General features: G+C 43.0%; 22 protein-coding genes and 1 pseudogene. 13 read left to right on the top strand and 10 right to left on the bottom strand.

Annotation, left to right across the window (positions count from 1 at the left end; genetic code table 11):
- Nucleotides 1-223: 223 nt before the first annotated feature.
- The 12 genes and pseudogenes from IKW96_RS01275 to IKW96_RS01330 all read left to right on the top strand — a co-directional run bounded on the left by IKW96_RS01275 (nt 224) and on the right by IKW96_RS01330 (nt 13883).
- Nucleotides 224-1516 (top strand): galactokinase family protein, encoded by a 1293-nt coding sequence (locus IKW96_RS01275; protein WP_296569446.1) that lies wholly within the window; start codon nt 224-226, stop codon nt 1514-1516.
- 82 nt (nt 1517-1598) lie between these two features.
- On the top strand, nt 1599-1937 hold the full coding sequence (locus IKW96_RS01280; protein ID WP_296569448.1) for a cupin domain-containing protein: 339 nt from the start codon (nt 1599-1601) through the stop codon (nt 1935-1937).
- Nucleotides 1938-1976: 39 nt separating this feature from the next.
- Nucleotides 1977-2342, top strand: a pseudogene (locus tag IKW96_RS01285) (GNAT family N-acetyltransferase); the annotation flags it as partial.
- Nucleotides 2343-2378: 36 nt separating this feature from the next.
- Nucleotides 2379-2837: a GNAT family N-acetyltransferase gene (locus IKW96_RS01290; RefSeq protein ID WP_296569490.1), complete on the top strand. Its 459-nt coding sequence runs from the start codon at nt 2379-2381 to the stop codon at nt 2835-2837.
- A gap of 8 nt (nt 2838-2845) precedes the next feature.
- A complete protein-coding gene (locus IKW96_RS01295; RefSeq protein ID WP_296569450.1) occupies nt 2846-3346 on the top strand; it encodes a GNAT family N-acetyltransferase in 501 nt (166 codons plus the stop codon).
- A gap of 247 nt (nt 3347-3593) precedes the next feature.
- The gene (locus tag IKW96_RS01300; RefSeq protein WP_296569452.1) at nt 3594-6056 is read left to right on the top strand and encodes a dockerin type I repeat-containing protein; all 2463 of its coding nucleotides are present in this window, start codon (nt 3594-3596) and stop codon (nt 6054-6056) included.
- A 560-nt stretch (nt 6057-6616) separates the two neighbouring features.
- Nucleotides 6617-8686 carry a BspA family leucine-rich repeat surface protein gene (locus IKW96_RS01305; RefSeq protein ID WP_296569454.1) on the top strand — a complete coding sequence of 690 codons (2070 nt, stop codon included), beginning with the start codon at nt 6617-6619 and terminating at the stop codon, nt 8684-8686.
- Nucleotides 8687-8851: 165 nt separating this feature from the next.
- The gene (locus IKW96_RS01310; RefSeq protein WP_296569456.1) at nt 8852-10216 is read left to right on the top strand and encodes an MATE family efflux transporter; all 1365 of its coding nucleotides are present in this window, start codon (nt 8852-8854) and stop codon (nt 10214-10216) included.
- Nucleotides 10217-10240: 24 nt separating this feature from the next.
- Nucleotides 10241-10930, top strand: a complete 690-nt coding sequence (locus tag IKW96_RS01315) for a DUF6198 family protein (protein ID WP_296569458.1) — start codon at nt 10241-10243, stop codon at nt 10928-10930.
- 27 nt (nt 10931-10957) lie between these two features.
- Nucleotides 10958-12085: an alpha/beta hydrolase gene (locus tag IKW96_RS01320; protein ID WP_296569461.1), complete on the top strand. Its 1128-nt coding sequence runs from the start codon at nt 10958-10960 to the stop codon at nt 12083-12085.
- 78 nt (nt 12086-12163) lie between these two features.
- A complete protein-coding gene (locus tag IKW96_RS01325) occupies nt 12164-13303 on the top strand; it encodes a glycerate kinase (protein ID WP_296569463.1) in 1140 nt (379 codons plus the stop codon).
- A 10-nt stretch (nt 13304-13313) separates the two neighbouring features.
- Complete coding sequence (locus IKW96_RS01330; protein ID WP_296569464.1) at nt 13314-13883, top strand: carbonic anhydrase; 570 nt, start codon at nt 13314-13316, stop codon at nt 13881-13883.
- Between the two features lie 132 nt (nt 13884-14015).
- Here IKW96_RS01330 and IKW96_RS01335 read toward each other — a convergent pair whose 3' ends face one another.
- The 10 genes from IKW96_RS01335 to IKW96_RS01380 all read right to left on the bottom strand — a co-directional run bounded on the left by IKW96_RS01335 (nt 14016) and on the right by IKW96_RS01380 (nt 21616).
- Nucleotides 14016-15152, bottom strand: a complete 1137-nt coding sequence (locus IKW96_RS01335; RefSeq protein WP_296569466.1) for a hypothetical protein — start codon at nt 15150-15152, stop codon at nt 14016-14018.
- Nucleotides 15149-15724: a sigma-70 family RNA polymerase sigma factor gene (locus IKW96_RS01340; RefSeq protein WP_296569468.1), complete on the bottom strand. Its 576-nt coding sequence runs from the start codon at nt 15722-15724 to the stop codon at nt 15149-15151. Before IKW96_RS01340 ends, IKW96_RS01335 begins: the two co-directional genes overlap by 4 nt.
- A 155-nt stretch (nt 15725-15879) precedes the next feature.
- Complete coding sequence (locus tag IKW96_RS01345; RefSeq protein ID WP_296569470.1) at nt 15880-16056, bottom strand: hypothetical protein; 177 nt, start codon at nt 16054-16056, stop codon at nt 15880-15882.
- 26 nt (nt 16057-16082) lie between these two features.
- Entirely contained in the window at nt 16083-17846 is a 1764-nt protein-coding gene (locus IKW96_RS01350) for a CotH kinase family protein (protein ID WP_296569472.1), read from the bottom strand.
- A 489-nt stretch (nt 17847-18335) separates the two neighbouring features.
- Nucleotides 18336-18833, bottom strand: coding sequence for a hypothetical protein (locus IKW96_RS01355; protein WP_296569474.1), 498 nt, complete (start codon nt 18831-18833; stop codon nt 18336-18338).
- 70 nt (nt 18834-18903) lie between these two features.
- Nucleotides 18904-19329: an SMI1/KNR4 family protein gene (locus IKW96_RS01360; protein ID WP_296569476.1), complete on the bottom strand. Its 426-nt coding sequence runs from the start codon at nt 19327-19329 to the stop codon at nt 18904-18906.
- A gap of 33 nt (nt 19330-19362) precedes the next feature.
- Nucleotides 19363-20262 carry a hypothetical protein gene (locus IKW96_RS01365; RefSeq protein ID WP_296569478.1) on the bottom strand — a complete coding sequence of 300 codons (900 nt, stop codon included), beginning with the start codon at nt 20260-20262 and terminating at the stop codon, nt 19363-19365.
- Nucleotides 20255-20563, bottom strand: coding sequence for a hypothetical protein (locus IKW96_RS01370; protein WP_072299442.1), 309 nt, complete (start codon nt 20561-20563; stop codon nt 20255-20257). Before IKW96_RS01370 ends, IKW96_RS01365 begins: the two co-directional genes overlap by 8 nt.
- 5 nt (nt 20564-20568) lie before the next feature.
- Complete coding sequence (locus IKW96_RS01375; protein ID WP_296569480.1) at nt 20569-21057, bottom strand: hypothetical protein; 489 nt, start codon at nt 21055-21057, stop codon at nt 20569-20571.
- Nucleotides 21058-21061: 4 nt separating this feature from the next.
- A complete protein-coding gene (locus IKW96_RS01380) occupies nt 21062-21616 on the bottom strand; it encodes an RNA 2'-phosphotransferase (RefSeq protein WP_296569481.1) in 555 nt (184 codons plus the stop codon).
- 902 nt (nt 21617-22518) lie between these two features.
- Here IKW96_RS01380 and IKW96_RS01385 point away from each other — a divergent pair.
- Complete coding sequence (locus IKW96_RS01385; protein ID WP_296569484.1) at nt 22519-24006, top strand: class I adenylate-forming enzyme family protein; 1488 nt, start codon at nt 22519-22521, stop codon at nt 24004-24006.
- The last annotated feature ends 855 nt before the right edge of the window (nt 24007-24861 follow it).

Raw genomic sequence — 24861 nt, forward strand, 5'->3', positions numbered from 1 at the left:
TATCTTTCATGTTCGCGAAAGAATTTACATAATATTATTGAAAGTTTTATCAAACTGTTGTATAATGGAATAAAATCATGGAAGAACGCAGTTCCGCAAGCGGAGGTCCATGCGGCTGAGCTCACGGCGGACTGTGCGTCAGGGAGGGGAGCTCCCGAAAACAGTGTATTATCGGTCTGTGTGGAGCTGCCTGCTTAAATTATTGCTTAAAGGAGTGACAACTATGAATCTGTCTGAATTTATAAACGGTATTTCCGCAGGGAAATTCGACGAACAGTTCCAAATGCTCTACGGCTCGGCGGACAAAGCTGTTCTGCGCGCAAGAGCCCGCTATCTCAGCGCTGCCGAGAACTTTTCGCGGCTCTATCCCGAAAGCGGCGAGATACGTATATTTACTGCTTCGGGGCGCACCGAGATAGGCGGAAACCACACGGATCATCAGCACGGCTGTGTGCTTGCGGCGGCTGTGAGCCTCGATATCATCGCAATGGTCTGTTTTAACGGGGAGGGGGTTATCCGCGTGAAGTCCGAGGGTTACGACGCCGTTGAGGTGAAGCTGAGTGATCTTAAACCGAAAAAGAAGGAAAAGGAGACTACTGCAGCCCTTATCCGCGGTATCGCTGCAAGTTTCAGGGAAAAAGGCGTGAAGATAGGCGGCTTTGACGCATATATGACCTCGGACGTCCTCAGCGGCAGCGGTCTTTCTTCATCGGCGGCCTTTGAGGTGCTTATGGGAACTGTCATAAACGCAGGCTTCGGCAATGAAAGTATAGAAGCTGCGGATATTGCGCGTATCGGACAGTTTGCGGAGAATACCTATTTTGGAAAGGCGAGCGGACTCATGGATCAGCTGGTATCGGCAGTAGGCGGCTTTGTATCCGTTGATTTTGCAGAGCCCGAAAATCCCGATATACGGCACATTGGCTTTGATTTCGAGCGTTCTGGCTATGCTGTCTGCATTACGGACACTAGGGGCAGTCACGCAGACTGTTCCGACGAGTACAGCGCGGTCACTGCTGAAATGAAGCACGTTGCGGAGGCTCTCGGCTGCGAGTTCCTGCGTGAAGCTGACGAGGACGAGTTTTATGCTAAACTTCCTGAACTCAGAAAGGTATGCAATGACAGGGAGCTTCTCAGAGCGGCACACTTTTTCGACGAAAACAGGAGAGCTGCTGCGGAAGCAGAGGCTCTTTCCGACGGTGATACGGAGTGGTTCTTCGAGCTGGTGAATGAGTCGGGGACTTCCTCGGCGGAGCTCCTGCAGAATCTGTATATCTGCACAGACCCGAAGGATCAGCAGATCCCCCTTGCTATAATGCTCAGCAAGCGTTTCCTCAAGGGAAACGGAGCTGTCCGCGTTCACGGAGGCGGCTTTGCAGGTACGATACAGGCTTTCGTGCCAAGTTACCTGACGGCGGACTATGCCGCGGAAATGGAGCGTGTCTTCGGCGAGGGCAGCTGCTATGTGCTCTCCGTAAGACCTGTGGGAGGGTATGAGCTCAGAATTATGAGTTAAGCTCTCAGGCATCAGCAGTCAGGTCTGAGTAAGTGAGCAGGACTTTTTCTGCCGATAACAAAACAGAAAGGATACAATGAATATGAAAAGCTTTCCTGAGTTTATGAAGAGAAATGCAAACAAAATACCAGCAGAACAGCAGAATACTCCCGATATCGAGGGGTATTACTATACAGCTCCCGACGGAAGTCAGATGGCTTTCTGGACCTGCAATGCGGACAGAGTCTCCAAGGAGCACGTCCACGATTACGACGAGTACATGATATGCGTCGAGGGAGAGTACACTGTTACTATCAACGGTGAAGCCACCGTTCTTCACGCAGGGGACGAGCTTTTCATACCCAAAGGCGCTCTGCAGGGCGGAAGCTGCAAGGCAGGCACGAGGACTATCCATGCTTTCGGCGGAAAGCGCATTGAATGAGGTGGGGATATGTTTGAGATAAGGGAATATTCGGCGGATATGAAGGATAAAGTCCTCGCTTTTCTGAGTAAGGTCTTTCCAGAGTCAGGCAAGACTTTTGAGCCTGAGGGCAGGCATTCCGCATTTTCCGATATTGAGCGGAATTTTATTGGCTTCTGGTGTCTGTACAAAAAAGATGATATCATCGGTACCGTGGCGGTAAAAAAGCTCAGCGATACAGACTGCGAGCTGAAAGGGCTCTATGTCTGTGAGAAGTTTCACGGCATGGGACTGGGTCACAGGCTTGCGGGAACTGCTGTGGACTTTGCGAAATACAGCGGTTTTAAAAGGATAGTTCTCGATACGATATCGACCTATGAGAAAGCTCTGAAACTTTATGAAAAAATGGGGTTCAGGCGTATCGACCGCTATAATGATAACGAAAAGGCGGATATTTTTATGATGAAGGAACTTAATGTGAAAGCGGTCGTCCGTGAGATCACAAATGATGACTTTGACGGGCTCATGCGCCTGTATATGGAGCTTCACGGAAATCCGTTCCCTGAAAGGGACAGCCGCGTTATGGCTATCTGGGAGCGTATCCTCGGGGACAGGGATCATCATATCATCGTTGCGGAGGCTGACGGCGTAATTGCGGCTTCATGTGTGTGTGTGATAATCCCGAATCTTACAAGGGGGCAGCGGCCTTATGCCTTTATCGAGAACGTTGTGACTTCCGCTCCGTACCGCAGAATGGGACTTGCTTCGGCTTGCCTTGGCTTCGCAAGGGAGCTTGCAAAAAAGGAGAACTGCTACAAGATGATGCTGCTTACAGGCTCAAAGGAGAGCGGAGTTCTTGATTTTTACGAAAAGGCAGGCTATAACAGCAGCGACAAGACTGCTTTTATACAGTGGCTTTGAGGTGTAAAATGATACTGAGAGAATTTAAGGCCAGCGACGCTGAAAAGATAGTGAAATGGACGAGGAGCGAAAGGGAGTTCCGCCTGTGGTGCGCGGACAGGTATGAGAATTACCCTATAAAGCCCGGGAATATGACAGCCATGTATTCCGGGTGTGGAAAATCTGGGACTTTCTTCCCGCTCACCGCTGTTGAGGAGGATGTTGTCGGACATCTTATACTGCGGTATACCGATGAAAAGCGCGAAACTGTACGTTTCGGATTCGTTATTGTGGACAATGCGGTACGCGGCAGGGGACTCGGCAGGAAAATGCTGGAGCTTGCAAAAGAATACGCGGTAAATGTGCTGAATGCGAAGAAGCTCACTCTCGGAGTTTTTGATGTTAATACGGCAGCTCTCAGGTGCTACAGGGCGGCAGGATTTACCGAGGCAGACAGCAGCGGCGAGGTCTTTGAGATACTTGGTGAAAGCTGGAAATGCACAGAGCTGGAATATTATCCCGGATTATAGACCGTGAGCGCTCAGAAAAATAAGAATTTGCTGAAAACAGCAAAAAACGACTTGCATTTCCGGAAATTTTCATTTTATAATGTAAATAAGATAATTGGCAATACCGTAGATATAAATAAGGACAAGCGATTTTGTGGGTGGATTACTGATCGGGCGACGTTTGCGGCTGTGCAGATGTACGTCTGGTTTTGTCCGCCCTGATTTGTCTTTTTACGGTGTTGCCTTTACTGTTAAGGAGGGAAAGAAAATGGAACTATCATGGAAAAAATACGCAGCTGCTGTAACTGCGGCTGTTTGCCTGCTGGTTCCCGTAACGGAAACGGGTATAGCAGGAGCTGAGGACAGCGCTCCCGGAGGTTGGGACAGCAACGAGATCTTTGGGACAATTTATACTCCTGATTACACTGATCCATGGGTCACCGGTCAGAACGGAGCTCTGGGCGGCTGGGGAGACCCGTATACTGAGGAAGTGGATGAGGTAAGCCTTTATGTTACGGAAACTCCCGATCCCACCGCAGAGGAGCTGAAGGCAGACCATATCAGCGGACAGAATGGCGCTATGTTCTATAATATAGATAAAAAGAGCGGCGAAAACGGTGAGTTTGATTTCAGCAGCGGCTTGCAGGACGGATTCAAGGCAAGCTGGTCCGATCTTGAGTCTCTCACTATCGAAAAGGGCAAAAGCTTCAAAAAGCCTGTAAGTGCGTCTTATTTCAGAGGCATCTCTGTGGATTACAGGGTGATCCTTGAGAACTTTACGGGGGAGCAGTTCGATATCGGAGCTAAATGCAGGATCGGCACAGGCGGCGACTCCCTTTATATCGTCAACCATTTCGGCGAATTTGTGCCCGGCGAGGATATGACCGAGCTTGTTCCATTTGAGCTGAACGGAATGAACTATCAGCTCTACAAGAAGAAAAGCATTGAAAAGATCGACGGTACAGGTGAGTATATCCACGAGGATTACTATATGGTATGCGTGAGGGATATCAAAGACCTCACCTCCGTACCTTCCATAATTTCGTCTGTAATGATCAAGGATTTGATAAATGCAGTAAGTATGTCGTACAGCATACCTCCGCTCAGCAGCTGCGGTTTCTATGTGGATACTCACGGCGGCAGCGGTGATATGGAAGTGCAGTACATTCAGGCAAACTGCAATATCATGTCGGGAAATCCGGGAATGTACCCCTGGAATACCAATGTGTGGGGTACTACCGAAAACGATGAAGACGCTCGATGTGTGCTCTATCCCGATGAGGACGGATATTATTATTACAACAGCGGCACACATCTTGCCGAGGATTTCAATTTTGTTAATATCGGAAGCGGTACTGAGATCACCTGCGTGAATGATTTCGGCAGCGGCGATAACAGTTCGCTGAATGTGAAATGCAGCAAGGATAATTTCCAGGTGGAGTCTGCCGAAAGGTTCTCTGCACTCGTCGGCAATGTGGGCGAACCGTTCAGAAAAGGCTCAACGTGGGGGGACGGCGGCTTCAGCTTTGGTCCTCTGTGGCCTGCTGACGAGGATTATGAGGAGTCGGAGATATCATACGATATAAGCGTTGATGTTTACAACTGCAGCGATGAGGAAGCCGAGTTCTCACTGGAAATAGGTATGCCGTGGTCAGGATTCGACACTTCCGAGGAAGTTTCGGCTAAGACTGAGAAATATGATAAGAATATCGTTTGCAAAAAAACTGTAAAGCCTCATGAGTGGGCAACTCTTTCAAATCCGAATTATGCTATGCCGAGAGCTCTGACGGGAGATCTTATCATGTATACGACTGACGAGATCGAGTATTACGCTGATAATATTTACGTCAAACAGACTGAGGAAGTTTCAAATGTAAAGGGCGACATAAACGGCGACGGAGTCCTTGACTCTCTCGACCTTGCAAAGTACAGAAAGTCTTTCTTCACAGGCAGTCAGAAGAGAATACTGCCGCGCCGCGCTGATATCGACGGCGACGGAAATGTCCTCATGAACGATCTCGTGCTCCTGAAGAGGTTCCTGATGGGTATTGACAAGGAGTTCGCAGTTGTGGAAAATACCAGTGCTGACAAGCGCGAAAGCGGCGAGACAAACGGCTTCTACTACGAGAGCTTTATCAAGGAAGGCGTGGGAGAGCTCGTTTACGATGTTAAGGAAAATGGCTGCTTCGACTGCAGCATATGCGTTTCCGATGAGGCGGCGTTTGAATGCGGAATGAAGCCCGAGGGCGGAGTCAAGCTTGATGAGGTCAGCTCGCTCTACCACGTTTATGAGGGCAATATAGCTTCAGAGGACGGATATCTCTTCGGTATCCACGGAACTTTTGCGGATTCGGACGACGAGTTCTACATAATCGAGGACAGCGGTCACGACAGCCGCTTTGCAGGTCTTGGCAATGCCACACATGCTAATATCGAAGGCTATAACTACAGATTCTACGTACTGAACAAGACGAGGGAAACTCCCGATGGCAAGGTGCGCTATAAAGAGTACTGGAGCGTTCTCGACGATTGCCACAATTACAGTAAGTGCTGCATCGACGTGGGTGGTCAGATAAACATCCTCAAGCACTTGGGCAATTATGAGAAATACTTCGGTGTTAAGCTCACTGACAGAACGCTGAGCAGTATCGGCGTTTATGTGGGCGGCAGCAGGCAGTACAGCCCGTCATTCAGCGTCACAAGGAATGAACTGTTTATCGGCAGGGAATAAGTCAAAAACAGTCATAAAGGAGAGCTGCTTCTTTATGACTGTTTATTTTTTGGGGTATAAAGCTAAAGACATTCACATAACCCAAAATCCATGAAAACAATATCTCTGTGAGGTGGAGTGACATGGTTTTTATCACGGTAAAACTGTTCAATGAAGATACTATTTATAACACATGAACCTTCATTCGGCATTTTCGCTGTTTATGTCAGAATTTTCCTGATATAAACACTTCTTTTTTGTTATTTACATATTGGCAAAACCCGGATTTGTGTTATAATAAATATCATTAAAGATTTTGAAAAGAGGAAAATATTTATGAATCACAAGAAGAAAGAGCTTCTCATAAAATAAAAACTTTGTATTCATGTACTTGCTGAATAAAAAAGCCTCTTTGCTGACGGTTATGCAGTTCGTTCTATGGTATGAAAAGGTAAATGTGAATATTTTGTAAATTCTACGTGAAATTATATCTTTTTTTACCCAAATATGCTATAATATTTATGCACACTGAAACAGTTGCACAACAAATAAACCAAAATAACAGCAAGGAGGCTCCATTTATGACAAACAAATGGAAAAAAACTGCCGCATTTGCGCTTTCATTAGCAATCGTGGCAGTAAATTCAGCAAGTGCATGGTCAAACACTAACGCAATTGTTGCAAAAGCAGCAGAAACAAACGACGTTGCTATCACAGCGGATAGTGAAGAAGGTGAAACACCTGTTCTCGTCGCTTCTGAAAAGGAGGAAAAGGACGAGACATATTATGATGAAGAGACAGCAACTCTCCACCTTAAGGGTTATATCCGCAACGCTGAGGACGGTTCGGGTCTTGTATTACCTGAGGGAATCGACAGATGGTACATCGAGAGTATCGTAGCAGATGAAGGAACCGTATTCCCTGAGAACTGCAGAAACTTATTCGGAAATCTGTCTTATGTATGGTCGATCGACCTGAAAAATGCCGACACCTCAAATGTTACCGATATGTCAATGATGTTCTGGGGATTAGGTACGGAGGAGCTTGACCTGAGCGGCTTTGATACAAGCAAGGTCACAAATATGCGCGAAATGTTCAGCTGCTCATTCATTTCTTCTCTTGATCTCAGCAGCTTTGATACAAGCAATGTAACCGATATGGCATTCATGTTCAGCTACGCTAACTTTAACAATACTGATCTCAGCGGCTTTGACACAAGCAAGGTTACTGATATGTCTGGAATGTTCATTTGTACAAATTCAAGCACTCTTGATCTTACAAGCTTTGACACTTCAAATGTTACAGAAATGTACGATATGTTTGCAGGCAGCCGACGCCTTGAAACAATTTATGTAAGCGACAAGTGGTCTGTTGAAAATGTTGACAGCGAGCAGTATTCCGATGAGGGTATGTTTTTTGACTGCATCTGCCTTAGCGGCGGTAACGGAACAGTTTACGATCCTGACTTTGTCGGTGCCGAGTATGCACGTATAGACGGCGGCGCAGCAGCTCCCGGATATCTCTCGGCTGTTGGCGATAAAAAGGATCTCAGCTATTTCGACAAGAAGACAAGCACTCTTCACCTCAAGGGCTATGTAAAGAACAGCGATACTTTTGAAGGAATCATTCTTCCCGAGGGAATCAATAAAGAAGACGTTCTTCACATCGTTGCCGATGAGGGAGCTATTCTTCCTGCATACAGCGGAGAGTTGTTCATTGATATGACAAATCTTGAAACAGTTGATCTGAAAAATGCTGTTACATCGATCGTTGTAAATATGAGCAGTCTGTTCAACAGATGTGAAAACCTTGTATCTATCGACTTCGGCGATTTTAATACAAGCAAAGTCAATGATATGTCTTTCATGTTCTTCGGCTGCGAAAAGCTGACTGATATTGACCTCAGCAGCTTCGATACATCAAATGTAAACTATATGTACAATATGTTTGATGGCTGCGTAAGCCTTGCATCACTTGATCTCAGCAGCTTTGATACAGGCAATGTATGGGATATGGGCAGTATGTTCAGCGGTTGTTCGTTTGAGTCCATCGATCTCAGCAATTTTGATACAAGAAATGTAAGCTATATGAACAATATGTTCGGCGGCTGCGCTGATCTTGAATCACTCGACCTCAGCAGCTTCGATACGACCTATGTTTGCAGCATGAGCTATATGTTCTCAGGTTGTTCTTCACTTTCATATGTTGACCTGAGCAGCTTCAGCACATCAAATGTTTTTGATATCTCTTATATGTTCGGCGGCTGCCAGAGCCTTGAAGTACTTGACCTGAGCAAGTTTGACCTGAGCAATGTTATGATGATCGACGGTATGTTCTACGACTGCTCTGAGCTCAGCACAATATATGCAGGCGTAAAGTGGACAACAAGAAACGTAGATACATCATGGGGCGTATACGACGTATTCGAGGGCTGCTATAACCTCGTAGGCGGCGCAGGAACAACATATGACCCGTATAATACAGGTATCTCATATGCACGTATCGACGGCGGAAGACTTCTTCCCGGTTACCTTACCGCAGATCCTGATATCGTAAAGAATACTGTTAAGGAAGGCGTGAAGGACATCAAGTCTATCGCTGATACAGTCAAGGATTTACTGGACAGATACAATCCATTCAAAAGATATTGATAACAGATCAGAATAATATTTTCGGAGCGGCTTATCCAAGCCGCTCTTTTTTCTTCTGTATGGGCTGTTGCGTTCAAATGTAAGCTGTGATATAATATATAGGCAGAGAAAACATCCGCACTTTTTTTGAAGAGACAAGTTTTATATAAAGGACAGTTGCAGATAATGGAAAACAAAGAGGACAGACGTATTTATACGCTTAGTCAGGAAGCTCCTTTCAAAGCAGTCATAAAGATGAGCATACCCCTGATATTCGGTATGTTCATCATGGTTCTTTACAATCTGGTGGATACGTACTTCATCGGGCTTACAAAAGATGACTATCAGATGGCAGCGGTGAATCTTGCTTATCCTGTTATGATGGTCACTGTTGCAATATCAAATATGATAGGCACGGGAGCTTCTTCGTTTATCGCCCGCTGTCTCGGAGCAAATGAAAAGGAAAAGGCGGCGCATACACTGACCGCCGCCTTTCTGCTGACGTTTATAAACAGCATGATCGTTATGTGCATCGGACTTGGCTTTCTGCCTGCTTTGGTACGGCTTCTCGGAGCAAAGGACAACACCTTTCTGTATACAAGGCAGTACGTTCAGGTCATACTGGCAGGCAGCTTCTTCACTATGGGAAGCTATACAACAGGGGCTCTGCTGAGAAGCGAGGGCTCTGTCCGGTATTCAATGACGGGAATGATAGTCGGGACGCTTATGAATATCGCCCTTGATCCGCTGTTTATTTTTACGCTGGATATGCAGATACGCGGAGCTGCTGTTGCTACTGTCATCAGTAATGCGGCAGGCTTCGGAGTATCGCTCCTGTATTACCTGCGCGGAAAAACTCTGCTTCGTCCGTCTGTCAGGCTGATAAAGCCGACAAAGGAGATCCTTTCGGAGATATACTGGATCGGAGTACCTGCGTCTTTGGAAACTCTCCTGACTTCGGCGGCTTATACGGTAAATAATAACCTTGCCGTGAATTACAGCGAACTTACAGTAACGGCTATGGGCATAGCTCAGAAGTTACTGTCTCTCGGAAACTATGTCTATCAGGGCTTTGCGTCGGGTACGCAGCCTGTCATGGGATATAATTACGGTGCGCGGAATGCGGACAGAATGCGTAAGGTGCTGAAAGCAGGAGTTATTACGGTAACGGGGACAGAGCTCGTTCTAATGCTGATATATTGCGTATCTGCACCGCAGCTGACAGACATTTTCACTGATTCCGAAGAGGTGATAAGAATCGGTTCTCACGTTATGCGCCGGCTGATGTTTATTCTTCCGTTCGTCGGAACGGTATCAATGTGCCGTATGTCGTTTCAGGCAATGGGAAAACCGCAGTATGCTTTCGGAATAACACTTATACGTCAGCTTATCCTGTATATACCGCTGCTTCTGCTTTTGAACGGCATTTTCGGCTTTGACGGTATGCTGTGGGCTCAGCCTGTCACAGAGGCGGTAATGATGGGAGTTTCACTTATACTGCTAACAAGTGTTATCGGGCGTATTTCTGACAATAAAGGCAGGTCTGTCTGAATAAGGAATGGAGTAGTAATGAGTATGGCAAAGGAAAAAAGATCGGCTTCTGAGCTTATAGGCAGGTATCTGCTGTTTCTTTCGGGACTTTTTATCGCATCAATGGGCGTAGCGTTCTCGACAAAAGCAGGACTTGGGACATCGCCTGTTGCTTCTGTACCGTATTCTGTTTCGCTTGTAAGTGATATGCTGTCTTTCGGAGGCTGGCTGAATATGCTCAGCGTGATACAGATCGCAGTACAGATCATCGTTATGAAAGGCAAGTGCGATTACATCGAGATAGCAGTCCAGACAGTGCTTGCATTCGTATACGGTTATCTTACAAACTTTTCTGTTTGGCTCATAAGGGATATAAGCGTAACAGCGTATGCTGCAAGGTTTGCTTTTATGCTCCTCGGCTGTGCGGTACTCGCGTTCGGGATATGGGTACAGTTCAGGGGGGCAGTTGCAATGCTGCCGGGAGAAGCAATGAATCGTGCCGTCAGCAGGGTCAGCGGGTTCAAATATGAGAATGTAAAGATATTCTTCGATATCCTTTACATCGCTGCCGCAGCTGTCATATGCCTGATCTTCATGGGAGAGCTTAAAGGAGTACGCGAGGGCAGTATCATTGCTGCGATTCTGGTCGGAAGTATAATAAAGCTGTATAACTTTATTTTCAACAGACTTAGAAAAGGCAGCGATCATAAGAATACAGCTCCGTTGAATAAATAATGGTCATAAAAACGGGATAAAAATGCTATGAATAATAAACTGAAAAGAATCGGAAAGAAAACAATGATAATAACTGCTGTAATCGCTGTGATACTATTCATTCTTATGCTTGCCGTATTTCCGCCAAGCAGGGGAAGGATAACAAATAAAAATCATGCCGAGGTATGCGAAAAAACATTCCTTGATGTGAACGGGACTAAACTCGGAATGGTTATAAAAGGAGCAAAAGCGGATAACCCGGTCTTGCTGTTTATGGGCGGAGGTCCGGGCATACCCGAATACTGGATGGAGTACGAATATCCGACAGGTATTGACGAGTATTTCAATGTGTGCTATTTATGCTACAGAGGCACTGCATTGTCTTATGATCCTGATCTGCCGCCTGAAACTTTGACCTCAGAGCAGATGAAGCTTGACGCGGTCGGAGTGACCGACTACCTCAGGGAACGTTTCGGTCAGGAAAAGATATACCTTATGGGACACTCCTTCGGCACTACTATCGCCTTGAAGCTGGCTGCGGAATATCCTGAAAAATACAAGGCTTACATAGCTATGAGCATGAGTGTTGATAAAGTCAGGTCTGAGAGAAAGGCTTATCACTATATGCTTGAACAGTACAAAAAAGACGGCAATAAAAAAATGGTTTCCGAAATGGAGCAGTATTATGATATGTTCAGCGACGAGAGCGTTGAACCTGATATGTCGTGTGAGAAAATGCACTTATATTTTGCAAAGACCCGTGATAAAGCTATGCACGAAAACGGAGTCGGAACTCTTCATAACATGGACTCTGTGATTACGGGAATATTTTTCCCTACACTGAAAATGACGGATTTTACTCAGAAGGAAAGACTGAACATATGGCGCGGCAAGTCCTTTGTATCAAAAGCTGAGGTTTCATCGGGGAATTTTAAAGCAGCCGATGTGACAAAACAGCTTGACATACCGTTTTACGTATTGGCAGGCAAATATGATATGACTACAGATTATGAGCTGCAGAAAGAGTATTTCCAGCTTGTTCAGGCTGATATAAAAGGATTTTACACGTTTGAAGATTCGGCGCACAGTCCTTTGTTTGAAGAACCTGAGAAAGCAGGTAAAATTCTTGCCGAAGACGTAATAAACAATAAAACCGGGCTTGCTGACAGCTTTTGATCAGCAGGGGAATGACAGAATCGTAAATTAGTGCATTTGAAAATGCTATAATAGCATAAAAATATCGGAGGAGCAAAAATGAAAGCAGTTATCGCTATGGATTCATTCAAAGGCAGCATTTCTTCCGTCGAAGCAGGGAATGCTGTGGCAGATGGGATACGACGGGCCATTCGTGACGCAGAAACGGTCATCAAGCCTGTTGCCGACGGCGGAGAGGGAACTGTTGAAGCTCTTGTTAAGGGGCTGAACGGGCGATCATGCAAAGCGGAGGTCTCCGATCCTCTCGGCAAAAAAATAACCGCAAGTTACGGCATTCTTCCCGACAATACTGCAGTGATTGAAATGGCTGCGGCTTCGGGAATTACTCTGATCGCCCCTTTTGCAGACGCTCCAATGTACACAACAACCTATGGCACAGGTGAACTCATACTTGACGCCATAAACCGCGGCTGCCGCAATTTCATTATCGGTATCGGCGGCAGCGCAACAAATGACGGCGGTATCGGCTTTTTGCAGGCTCTCGGTTTCGGTATGCTTGACAGTAATGGTCAGCAGGTCGGATTCGGTGCAAGAGGTCTTTCGCAGCTTGCGGAAATAACTGACAGGAATGTTATACCCGAACTGAAGGAGTGCAGCTTCAGGGTCGCCTGCGACGTTACAAATCCTCTCTGCGGTGAAAACGGGTGCAGTATGGTGTTCGGACCTCAGAAATCTGCCTGCGCTACATCTATAGCAATTATGGACATAGCCATGCAAAACTATGCCGAACTCACCAAAAACTATAATCCGGCAGCTTCTCCCGATACAAGCGGCGCAGGTGCAGCAGGCGGTCTTGGATTTGCGCTGATGTATTATCTCGATGCCGGGTTTGAACCGGGCATTGACCTGATAATCCGTGAAACAAAGCTTGAAGCTGCTATAAAGGACGCAGATATAGTCGTCACAGGGGAGGGATGTCTCGACAGTCAGACCGCTATGGGAAAAGCTCCTGTCGGAATTGCAAGGATAGCTAAGAAATATGACAAGCCCGTTATCGCGTTCAGCGGAGCAGTCAGAAACGGAGCAGAATTATGCAATCAGAACGGCATAGACGCATATTTCCCGATACTAAGGGCAGTCTCAACACTTGAGCAGGCTATGGACAGCTCCAATGCTTACCGCAATCTTGCTGATACAGCGGAACAGGTCTTCAGAACGATAAAACTATTTTCAAAGTGAGGTAACAGCTATGCAGTCATACAGAATAACTGCCGAAGAAGCAAAAAAACGTCTCATCAACGGCAATCAGAGATATATCGGGTCTGATGAGCTGAAAAGCGATGTTTCTCCCGATACTCTCCTCAGGTTCAGCCGCAGCGGTCAGCAGCCATATGCTATTATTATCACCTGTTCGGATTCAAGAGTGGTTCCTGAACTGATATTCTCGGCGGGCATTGGCGACCTTTTCGTTATCAGAGTTGCGGGCAATGTTATCGACTCACATCAGCTCGGAAGCATAGAATACGCCGCAGAGCACCTCGGCACAGGACTTATCGTGGTACTCGGACATGACCACTGCGGAGCAGTAGACGCCGCTATGAACCACGAGCCTGACGGGTATATCAGGTACATCACTGACGAGATAGTGAAAGCTATCGGTGATGAGAAGGACGAGGTACGTGCCTGCTGCCTTAATGTAAGGCACAGCTGCGATATTATCGAACACAGCCTGCAGATACAGAAGGACGAGGAAGAATACGGATTGAAAGTGCTCGGAGCTATCTATCACCTTGAAAGCGGCAAGGTCGAATTTCTGTGATAAAGATATACCGTTTTGTGCGGACTTGAAAACAGTTGTATACTGTAAAAAAAACCGGAGCGGCTTTTTTAGTCGCTCCGGTTTTATGCTTTCATCACGCTTCATGAATCTGCCGGGATTATTTCATAGAGCCTATTCAGCGCGGTCTGTGACAGTATATTCTGTCCAGTTCAGCTCAATATGTTCATAGGAGTTGTAAGTTTCGCAGAATTCACGCCATTTATCCCATTTCTTATCCGTATTGCTGTCATCTGAGTATTCAGCTGTTAATCTGCCGTTCGTATAGTATCCGTTCCATGTGTATTCATGCAATGAAGTTATAGTATTATCGGGAGCCATGTACAGGATAAACGATTGACTTCCGCCCTGATGACCGAACATACCTATAGTATTGCTTTCTGTGAATACGTCAACAGTTTCAAGTTCGACTTTCTGTACTTTCTCATTTCCGTCAATGTCATGTCCGAAGAAGCGAGCTGGTATATAGTCCTTTCCGTCAAATACGTACATATGGCACGTTTCGAGAACAAAGGAGTGACGGATAAACAGTTCGGGTACGGAATCACCGTTAACGTCATGGAAAGTATACTGAATTGTCAATTCAATGGAAGGACTCTGCTCCCAGAATTCTTTATTCTCACGCATCAGTTCTTCAATTGCTCTTACAGCTGCTGCGTCAAGCTCCTCCTGAGGGATATCCTTGCGGTCTGTACGCGGATTATTATATATAACAGGTTCAGGTCCGTTTGTCTGCGGAGCTGTTGTAGTTGTGGCAGCTGTTGATGTTGCTGCCGTCGTATCAGTTGAATCAGCTGAAACGGTTGAAACTGCAGAAGAAGCTGACACGGAAGAAGTTGATATGGCAGAAGCTGCAGAAACAATGCTTGTAACAGTTGATGCTTCAGTAGTTGTGGTCTCTGTAGTCAGGGGAGTATCATTTACAACGATATGATTTTCCTTTTTCAGCAGATATATGCTGCCGACTGCTATAGTAAGAGCAGCTGCCGTGCAAAGAACGGTATATATGATATGCGGTATCCTTTTGCGCTCATAGAGCTCAACACCTGTAACGGAATCCGCAGCTTCGTCGTCCGGGTATTCCTTAGCGGCTGAATCTGGTTTTTCTGCCTCATACTTACGCATGGTTATCTTCAGCATTCTGTTTCTGGCATTCTTATCGATATTCATTTTTTCGGTCCCGATTTTTTCAATTGTGTTTATATCCGAATCTTCGAGGACGTCGAAGCTTAAATCCTTGTTGCCTTTCATATATTTCCCTCCTTCATATCATAACCCTCACCGGCAAGGAGCTCCCTGAGCTTTTTCAAAGCTCTGCTGCACCTCATTCTGACCGAAGCAGGGGACATTGAATGCTTGTCTGCGATCTCGCTTGAATTCATATTGTAATAGAACTTTTGTATGATTATGTCCGAATCGGGTTCGCCGAGACTTTTTATCAGTCTGAGCAGAGTTTCTTTCATCGCATTACGTTCGGTATTTTCCTCGATCCGTTCACTGTCAGCGATTTCTGACGTTTCCTCGTCGATGTACACGGTATCCGGACGACGTACCAGCTTCCGGTACATCTGTATAGCCGCACGTTTTGCAACTGTGCCGATAAAGCCTTTGATCTCGCCGTTGAAGCTGCCGCTGCGGTCATAGCTTTTAAAGACTGCGGAAAAGGCATCTCCGACGCATTCTTCCATATCCTCGCGGCTGCCGCAGCTTCTGAGCTTATTGTAGACTATGGCGTAAACATAGTTCAGGTATTCGTCAAAAAGCGCAGTTTGAGCAGCTGTAGGATCTTTTTCATACATTTTTCTGTATTCGTTGTCTGTCATGGGACCACCCCTTTTGTTTTTGTTCAAGAGCCTGTCGACTTGAGTGCTTTCATAATATACACTTGCTGCGAGGTGCCGAAGTGTAACATACTTTTCCAAAACTTATTATATCAATGTCAGTTTGTTTTGCCCTACATGGCAAAAATAGCCTGACATTACAGCAGATTCACCCATGACAGCTGTCCCGCTATGGAAAACGACCATTCTTCCGGCAGTTGACCAAGGAAAAAAGTCCGCAATGTAGTGTACAACGTCGGACATAGTCCCATTACAAGCAAAGCGAGAAACATTCTTCCGTTGATATTTTTCAATGATCTCATTATCCTGTTCATATTACGTCTTCCTGAATCTATCAGGACTATTTTGTTTCAAGGTATTCTTCAAGGCTTAGCTTTGCCTGACTTGTTGAAGTATAGGCATAGTATGAAAGGATACTTGAAGCGTCAACGGCGTTTATTGCACCGTCATTATTCACATCGGCTGCCTTTTTCTGCTGTTGGTTGTAACCGCCGTCCTGATCTGTGGATATACGCGCATAATAAGCAAGAACAGAAGATGCGTCAACAGAATCTATCATTTTATCACCATTGACGTCACCGAGTAAATACTGATCGTCCACTGTATATACAGCCTTTATCGTTACATTCTTCTCATTCGGAACAAGTACAGTTTCCGGACTCGTTTCGTCACCTGATGAAAACTCCGCACCATTTATATCCCAGCGCACAAATTTATATCCCGCTCCAGGCACAGCCGCAAGTTTTACAGGCAATCCCTGAGGATAGTTTCCCTGCCATTTACCGTCAGCACAGTCAAGTTCAAGGGTATTGAACACTATACTTCCCTGATCCGCATTATTGTCAAGGGTGACATTGTAGGATCCGCTGCCTATCTTATCCCCGAGAAATTCTATAAGGTGCTGTTTTGCCCAGTAGTCACGTTCTGCCCAGAAATCGCGCAGTTTTTTTACCTCATAAACAAAGCCTTCCGCAGAGGTCAGCTCAACCTGCTTGCCTGACGCATAGCTTTTGTATGTAAAGCGTTCAAAAGTCTCAGCCATGGGAGCCATATATGCAGACTGCAATTCGTCAAGTCGGCGCAGTACATTATCAGCTCTGAAGTTTTCATTGCAGAGGTCAAAATATGTACGCACAAACTGCTCACGGAATCTTTCGCTTTTATTCAGCAATTCAAAAAGTACGCTGTAGCTCCATTCCATTGACAGGCTCTTTGGTATAAAAACGTTGTCTTCTTTGGCGCTTACATTATACAGTCCCTGCCCTGCCTCGGTATCATACATAAGAAAGCGCACTTTACCGTCCGCATACGGATTTGTGCTGTCAATGTTTCTGGTTTTCCAGAATCCCAGATTATTAGCGCCTGAATCACAGTTTGCACAGATTATCTCTACCGCCATATAGTCGGCAAAGCTTTGCATATCAACTAAACCTGCGACTTCGTCATACGCTTCTTCACCGTCAGTACAGAATACAGCATCGTCAATTGCATTATAAAGCGATGTGATCTCATTTGTAGCAGCGGTATCGCTTTTTACAAAAAACACATCTTTCTTTTTGACCTTATAATGATCTGAAACATATTCCTCACTGAGCTTTTCGTTTATATTATAAAGTCCCCAGAATTCACCGTCGATAAACACAACGCACTCGGTCTGTGCCTGTGTTCCGAAGCTTCTGTCTGCCGCCAGTTCCTGATTTAATCTGTCCCTTATCTTTGTCTTTACATCATTTCCACCGTTGCGTAGGGTAATGCAGTCAAATTTGTCAATGACCTTTCCTTTTGTATTTTTCAGCTTTCCGTCGAAGAAATCATACTCTATCTTTCTTGGACCGTATTTACTTCTTGCGTAAAGATTAAAGCTCTTTTGCGATTTCATTCGTGACGCAGCTCCGCGTATACGAATACCTATATCAGCGCTGTACTCAGCCTTGCCCTTCTCAAATATCGTCATATTTACAGGGCGCTCCCATTCCTTGCCTTGATTGAAATAATTTGGTGCATCCATTTCATTATCGTAATTGTTTCCTTTGACGTATATGCCCTTTTCAGCTCCAAAAAGGTTGTCAGGATCGGTCACAAGAGAAATAACACGCATATTCATTTCATAATCTTCTTCTGAATATGATACTTGTCTTTTTAATTCCGAACACTACCATTCTGACATCACTTGTCAGCTTTTTCTTCATTATATCATGCTATCGTGAAAGTTTCAAGGTATTATGCCTAAGCTTTACATAAAATGAATGGCAGCCCATATTGATATAATCCCCTTATCATAGAATGATTTTACACATTATTCAGAACAGATCCAGCATAATGTCGAGATAGATGACCATATAATACCGACGCCCGGATCTTCCCGAAGTACCTGTGAAACATGAAAAAAGACGGCTCATTCACTCAGAGTCGTCTTTGATTATTATGCTATTGAACTTATATTTACAACCTCGCCGGTATTATCATCAAATACAAAAATATGACATTCACAGTATTTCAGCTCTTTCCTTTATACTTAACCTGTTGTTTATATGCTAACCGATGCTGCATCTTGTTTACTTTAATCTGCTTCATCTTTGTGACGTGTAAAGCATTAATAAATCAAGATAGTTCCTTCAGGAAAAGGACCTCTCCATCCACAAGGGAAATGCCCCGCTTTGTAAATTTCAAGTAGTTCATTATAAAAATGTGGTTCATCATCTGACGAAAAACGGTTACTAATTGTAAGTTTCATAATTATCATTAATAATTCATAATGAAAACTGTCCAAAACCAGTTTCTGTTCATTTACAAATACTTTTTTTATTTTATCCTTAACTAATAAATCAAACTTCGGCATTTCTTCTTTTTTAATTTCGTCAACTGAACGATTCCAATCCATACAAATCGAACTTGTTCTAAACCAATCATATAGTTTATTAAATTCATCAATTTCTAAATTTTCCCATTTAATCCCCGAAAGAGATTTTATCATTTCTTTTTCAGTAACAAACTTATATTTATAGTTCAATGATATCTCTGTTCGGTTCCCACATTTCTCAAACCATGGAATTTCATTAATAATACTTAATATTTCGTTATCAATTCTCATTAACGTTACCTCTTTATTCCAATTTTAACAAACCTAAAAAGCATTTACAATTGCCCATACAATATCCGATTTAATTTATAGCAATATCAATCATATAATCCAATACTTCACAAAAAATATTAAAAATCATACACTCTTCTTTAATATGTTCATATTCTCCTTCTCTGTAAAAAACAAAAAATTCATCACGATAATCATAACATATATGCCTGTCACGGTAATAACATAATATTAATAATTGTTTTGGAACTTGCCCACCTGTAAAATCATGATTTATATGATATTTTACCTCTCCGCTGATTCCATATAAAAATGCATCACCGCCAAATAATATCGCGCCATTTGTCAGCATCAAAAATTCTTTGTATGATTTGGGAATAATGATGTCATTGCTTTTCTCAAAATCTGATATTTCTTTCTCATTAGCAGGAGGATATAAAATTGACTTCATAAAAGGCTCAGTTAAACTCTTTATTAATTCTATTCTTTCTTTCATTATACCTTCCTTTTTGTTGTCATAATATGATATTCAGAATAAATCCAGCATGCTGTCAAGGTAGATCTCTTCACGGACATTAAGCTGATATTCCGGCTTTGTGAGATAATAAAGCAGAAATTCAAGATTGACAGCACTTCCGAGTCCTCTGCCTTCTATTTTGAAATTGGAAAAACCGAGGGGCAGATATGTGCTGATTATGTCATCTGTACTGATAAATCCGGGATTTTTCATTGCCTTTGAAAAACGGTATCCTTCCTTGGCATCAGGTGCGGTACAGATATGCTCGGGACACTTTTCTCCGAGATTCTTCCGGCTTACATTTTCGTAGCAAGCTTTTCTGTCTTTACAGTAAAACGAACAGCATTCATTGCACAGAAATTCGACTTTATCTTTCTTGACCTGCGAGAGTGTATCAAGTTTATCGTACAGCTTATTCAGCCTGAAATCAGGAACAACATATTTAAAATCACTCCGCTCCGTTTCCTTTAAAAACTGATCGAAATCAGTCTGAACCTTTGTAGTCGAGGAAACGAAATAAAGGTCGGGATAATTATTTTTAATATGTTCAAGCAGCAGATCCGAGTGGATTATAACACCGTTCTGTACACCTTTGCTTCCTGCGAAAAGCTCACACAGGGCATTGCATTTCCTGTCGGTGAGATGTTCGGGTTTTAAAAGCGAATTGCTGAAAGTGAGCCTTGAAGAAATATCGTATTCATTCATCAGTGCGAGCACATCTTCAGCTTCACATTCGCCGGATCCGACACGTCCGCCGCCCCAGATACAGTCTGCCGGAGCACCATAGACAGATGCTATTTCGCACCATTCGTAGAAGTATTCCCGATGCTCACGGTACAGCGGCAGGAACGCACTGTACAGGTCATAGAACTCAAACAGCCCCGGAAGATGAAAATAAGCTTTATCAGTCATTGTTTTTCTTTACGCATTTATTCATTGTTTCATTAGCTTCTTCATCCCAGACCGTTCTCTCAGGGCCGAGAGTGCCATACATCGTGTTCTCAAAAGAATATACGCTCTTGCCTGTTTTGATAAGCCTCTCATTGTCGACATCATCGCTGAATGTACCGAGACGGGCGTAAATATCCTGAGTAATCTCATAGTCATACTGCTCACGCCCCTCACGGCTGGTGTACATTATTTCAGCAAAGTATCGTTTCGTATCATTATCATAGTAAGCTGTCCAGTTATTGCCTTGTTTTTTGTTTTTCATAACCTTTATCCTTTTCTGCCAAAAAGCTTTGATAAAAAGCCCTTATTCTTTTTGGTGCCAGGGTTATTCAGTTCATCACGGCTTATCTGCGGTATTTTTATTACCGTTTCTCTGTCAAGATGAACATTGAACATATCATAGTAGCCGAGTCCGTACTTATAGGCTAATTCTTCGATCTTATCAAAAGCTTCGTCCGATACCGAATATGCGATTCCCATATAAATCAGGTCATCATCTATGGTGTAGTCTATCAGCTTGCTTTCAAGCTCGGGATCGTTTTCAAATTCTTCATCATCAGGAGCATACTCTCCGTTCATTGAGGGATACTCCTTAACAAGCTCCATAAAGAAATCAACGAGAGGCTGTGATGTCCCTTTGATGTCGTTATAGTCTCTGTCTGAAGCCCATTCGCTCTTTTTATAGAACCATTTCAGGAACTCCATCGGCTCTGTCGGAGCTTTGCTTTTATCAAATACAAGTATATCTACGCTCATTTTTTCACCTCTGTAGCTTGTTATATATCTTATCACAGATAAACATCACTGGTACTTCCTCAGTACACCAGACCTCGTTCTCGGTAACTCCGAACCTGTATCCGTTCTTGTACATCTCCGCAGCTGCTATTTTCAGCACAACAGGAGTCTTGTGCCAGCGCTCTGCGGACTGCCATGCTTTGCTTATCTCAGCCTGCATATGTACGGCGTGTCGCTGCATCTTTTTTATTGCTCCGCTTTCTACAATGGCTTCGAGAGCCTTTTTAGTAGTTCCGTGATACAGGAACTCAGGCGGTTCGCAGTATTCAAGTTCTGGCTCAACCCAGGGAACAGAGTGTCCCTGACAGCACTTAATCTTTTCATGATTCTCGTCAAATCTGTATCGTCCCTTGTTGTCTTCGGCTACTATCTGTTCAAGCAATTCACGATCAAGCTTATAGCTTTTGTGGCGGTTAACGCCGTCAATAAGCTGTTCTACTGATACCCATCCGTGTTTATCCATATCAAGCTCTGCTTTCTCAGGCTGATGTCTAAGGAGTAAACACAGATATTTAGACAATTCGTTTATTTTATCACCACGCTGCTTGTTATTTCATTTATTATATACTAAGTATACCATAAAAACGACTTAAAATCAATAGAAATCTCATATTATAAGTCGCTCCCTGTGCTTAGAACACAGGGAGCTTTCTTCATATTCAATACATCATTTATATTGTCATGTTTTCAACCATAAATTATCTTTTGAAAGACATCAGGACTTACCAAATCATAATCAGTAAGATCTATTATCTCAAACGAATGTGGCAAGTCATACAGTAATTCGCCATTTTCCAGTTTGCCATGAAGTTCATAACATCCTTCCATTTCATTAATCGGGGTATCAACAATATGATTAAAATATTTTTCAAAGCAATCAATGCAATAACACTTTTTATCTCAATTCTTACGTAATTAAAAAGGACTATTTTTTCTCCCGACTCTTTAACTTACATTAGGACTCTCTATAAAACTGAGTATGATATTCAGTTTACCATATTGGTTGGATAATAAAACAATATGTTGTACTTGACATGTCAGTCAATTATGTGGTAATATACTTATATGCTACTTAATCTTGATTCACTTGTAATGTAGAATAGAATATGATTATTATATTAACAAGCTGACGATAAAAGAAAAATTATCTCAGAAAATGATGATATCACTGCTTTTATTCAGTTGCTGGTTTTAATAGTATTCTATTACAATAATACAAACATATAAATTATATGATTGAGGTTACAGCAGATTGATTTATCGTTATATTTGATGACTACGCATTTATCTAATAAAGAATTTAAGAATATAAAGAATGAGAAGAATTTGTGTTATAATTTTTAATACATTGATTGCTTTTGTGTTTCCTGTATTATATAATTGTATAGTTTGATCAACACAAAAATCTATAAAGGAGTTAAAATGAATAATACCATTCTTAGCGTAATTTCTGGTTACGCAGCTACAAAATCCAATCGAATTGCTGTTATATCAAATAAAGAACAGCTTACATATTCAGAATTCTGGAAAGAAATCTGCAGAGCAGCTCATTTTTTCAGAGAAAACGGCATAAATAAGGGGGATTTGGTCGCCATAAAAGCTGCACAGAGTTCGAGTTATTTAATCTGCTACTACGGATTACAGCTTGCAGGCGCTGTTCCATGTGCTCTTGAACAAAATATGCCATCAAGCTCAACAGTACAAGTTGCCTTAAAATTGAAAACAGTTGCTGTTATTTCCGAAAGAATTGCCATAAATGATTTACCTGATAATCTGAAATATTTCTCAATGCAGGAAATTCGTTCAAAAAGCAGCTCGCTTGCAGATGATCTGAGCGGTCTTGAATTTCCGTCTGAAAATGACACACAGATCATCATGTTTACAACAGGTACAACAGGCGCATCAAAGGGTGTTGAAATTTCATTCAAAGCAATGGGTGCATCTGAACAAAAAATCGCTGATTTCCTTGATATGAAGTACTACGCTGAGCATGGTGTGTTTATTACTCCTACTCCGCTTAATCACGCAAAGGGAATATGGGAAACAGGAGGAATGCTCCGCAGCGGAGGAACAGTTTATATCCTTCGTGGAATGGCTGATTTAAAGGCATACTTCAAGGCACTTGACTATCCGTGTGAAAAATTGGTCCTTTCACTTGTTCCCGCAAATCTCAGAATCCTTATAACTATGGTACCTGATGAATTCGCAAAATATGCTGACAAAATAGGTGACATCAAGCTCGGTACAGCACCATTGCTTGAGCATGATAAGGAGCTTTCAATGAAATTGCTCCCGAATACTAATTTTCACAACGCATACGGTTCATCTGAGGCAGGTATTCTCTCAAATCTTGTTTTCAATAAGCATAAAGGTCTTGAATACTGCATAGGACAGCTTTTGCCGAATAATGAAGCAATTGTTGTAGATGATGAGCGTAAGCCAATAAAATCATCTAAGGAAAACATGGGCAAACTTGCATTCAGAAGCAATTCAGTAATGAAAGGCTATTACAACGAGCCTGAGCTTACAGCTGAAATTCTTGAAGACGGAATAGTCTATACAAATGATTTCGGCTATGTTGATGAAAACGGCTTTGTATTTGTAAGAGGACGTGCTGATGATGTTATCAACACAGGCGGACTTAAGGTTGCGCCGGAGGAGGTCGAGTCAGCCGCTATCCGCATTGAAGGAATAAAGGATTGTATCTGTATCGCAGAAAAAAATGAGCTTTACGGCAATTCACTTAAACTTCTTGTTGTAATGAAAGAAAAGGGCACTATGGATGCATACGAAATCCGCCGTCAGCTTTCACACAGCCTTGAGCCTTACAAAACTCCTAATAAGATTGAAGAGGTTGATGAGGTTGCAAGAACCTACAACGGAAAGATGAACAGAAAATTTTACAGATAAGATAATTATATCCTGAATCCGTGAGACTGATTGCCTGAAATGGGCTAACCCCCACACGGATTCAGGCTTTTAAATGCGCTATTATCTGAACGAAGAAATACAGCAAATTTCATATTAATTCCGCCATCATAAACAGCCATTGCACAGTCAAAAGAAAACGGCATATAGCCATATTCCCCTATATTTACGGCTTTTACGGGCATAAAAAATAACCCTTATTTTGTATTAAAATAAGGGTTCCGATATGCCAAAGTACGCCAATTTTGATACAACCATGAGGGCGTATTCTTTTGGTACCTCGCGATTTCTTTTGCTATACTACGAATTCTTTTGGTTGTTGCGTTTTCTTTTGATCTATCATGATTCACACTTATATAGCTGTGTATCATAATGTATTAGTTATTTTTATAAACTATCATCAACTTATAATCATCTCATACTCAAAATTTTATTAATTCCTCATTATTAAGTAGAATTCCATAAACAATTTTTTGCTGTTCACGATTCTCAATACCGAGTTCAAATACGCGTTTTAACTTATCAGACAATATCTCATTTTTGTGTTCAACAAAATATTTCTGATATTTTTCAGAGTATACCAAATTAAACCACATATAATCATTAAAATCAACTTTTGAATAATCAAATGAATCCGGATCTAAAACAAAGCAATCCGTGAAGGGAAACCGAGCATATTGTATTAAGAAAATTCTACGATATTTCTTGATTTTTCGGCAGTTTTATGGTATAATATATATATCATAAAACGAAGGTCGGTGTGCAGTATGTCTGAGCAGAATACAGTAAATAATGATATCTCATTGGCTCAGGAAAATGCTGCGCTCCGTAATAAAG

This window comes from Ruminococcus sp., from assembly GCF_017549005.1.
Taxonomy (GTDB): Bacteria; Bacillota; Clostridia; order Oscillospirales; family Ruminococcaceae; genus Ruminococcus.

What these genes read in the sequence shown, in the direction of transcription:
- IKW96_RS01290 (WP_296569490.1), top strand. Translation starts at nt 2,379, where the DNA reads ATGAAGGAACTTAATGTGAAAGCGGTCGTCCGTGAGATCACAAATGAT.
- IKW96_RS01315 (WP_296569458.1), top strand. Translation starts at nt 10,241, where the DNA reads ATGGCAAAGGAAAAAAGATCGGCTTCTGAGCTTATAGGCAGGTATCTG.
- IKW96_RS01320 (WP_296569461.1), top strand. Translation starts at nt 10,958, where the DNA reads ATGAATAATAAACTGAAAAGAATCGGAAAGAAAACAATGATAATAACT.
- IKW96_RS01360 (WP_296569476.1), bottom strand. Translation starts at nt 19,329, where the DNA reads ATGAAAGAAAGAATAGAATTAATAAAGAGTTTAACTGAGCCTTTTATG.
- IKW96_RS01275 (WP_296569446.1), top strand. Translation starts at nt 224, where the DNA reads ATGAATCTGTCTGAATTTATAAACGGTATTTCCGCAGGGAAATTCGAC.
- IKW96_RS01325 (WP_296569463.1), top strand. Translation starts at nt 12,164, where the DNA reads ATGAAAGCAGTTATCGCTATGGATTCATTCAAAGGCAGCATTTCTTCC.
- IKW96_RS01330 (WP_296569464.1), top strand. Translation starts at nt 13,314, where the DNA reads ATGCAGTCATACAGAATAACTGCCGAAGAAGCAAAAAAACGTCTCATC.
- IKW96_RS01370 (WP_072299442.1), bottom strand. Translation starts at nt 20,563, where the DNA reads ATGAAAAACAAAAAACAAGGCAATAACTGGACAGCTTACTATGATAAT.
- IKW96_RS01340 (WP_296569468.1), bottom strand. Translation starts at nt 15,724, where the DNA reads ATGACAGACAACGAATACAGAAAAATGTATGAAAAAGATCCTACAGCT.
- IKW96_RS01280 (WP_296569448.1), top strand. Translation starts at nt 1,599, where the DNA reads ATGAAAAGCTTTCCTGAGTTTATGAAGAGAAATGCAAACAAAATACCA.
- IKW96_RS01375 (WP_296569480.1), bottom strand. Translation starts at nt 21,057, where the DNA reads ATGAGCGTAGATATACTTGTATTTGATAAAAGCAAAGCTCCGACAGAG.
- IKW96_RS01295 (WP_296569450.1), top strand. Translation starts at nt 2,846, where the DNA reads ATGATACTGAGAGAATTTAAGGCCAGCGACGCTGAAAAGATAGTGAAA.
- IKW96_RS01365 (WP_296569478.1), bottom strand. Translation starts at nt 20,262, where the DNA reads ATGACTGATAAAGCTTATTTTCATCTTCCGGGGCTGTTTGAGTTCTAT.
- IKW96_RS01335 (WP_296569466.1), bottom strand. Translation starts at nt 15,152, where the DNA reads ATGAAAGGCAACAAGGATTTAAGCTTCGACGTCCTCGAAGATTCGGAT.
- IKW96_RS01355 (WP_296569474.1), bottom strand. Translation starts at nt 18,833, where the DNA reads ATGAGAATTGATAACGAAATATTAAGTATTATTAATGAAATTCCATGG.
- IKW96_RS01350 (WP_296569472.1), bottom strand. Translation starts at nt 17,846, where the DNA reads ATGAATATGCGTGTTATTTCTCTTGTGACCGATCCTGACAACCTTTTT.
- IKW96_RS01300 (WP_296569452.1), top strand. Translation starts at nt 3,594, where the DNA reads ATGGAACTATCATGGAAAAAATACGCAGCTGCTGTAACTGCGGCTGTT.
- IKW96_RS01305 (WP_296569454.1), top strand. Translation starts at nt 6,617, where the DNA reads ATGACAAACAAATGGAAAAAAACTGCCGCATTTGCGCTTTCATTAGCA.
- IKW96_RS01345 (WP_296569470.1), bottom strand. Translation starts at nt 16,056, where the DNA reads ATGAACAGGATAATGAGATCATTGAAAAATATCAACGGAAGAATGTTT.
- IKW96_RS01385 (WP_296569484.1), top strand. Translation starts at nt 22,519, where the DNA reads ATGAATAATACCATTCTTAGCGTAATTTCTGGTTACGCAGCTACAAAA.
- IKW96_RS01310 (WP_296569456.1), top strand. Translation starts at nt 8,852, where the DNA reads ATGGAAAACAAAGAGGACAGACGTATTTATACGCTTAGTCAGGAAGCT.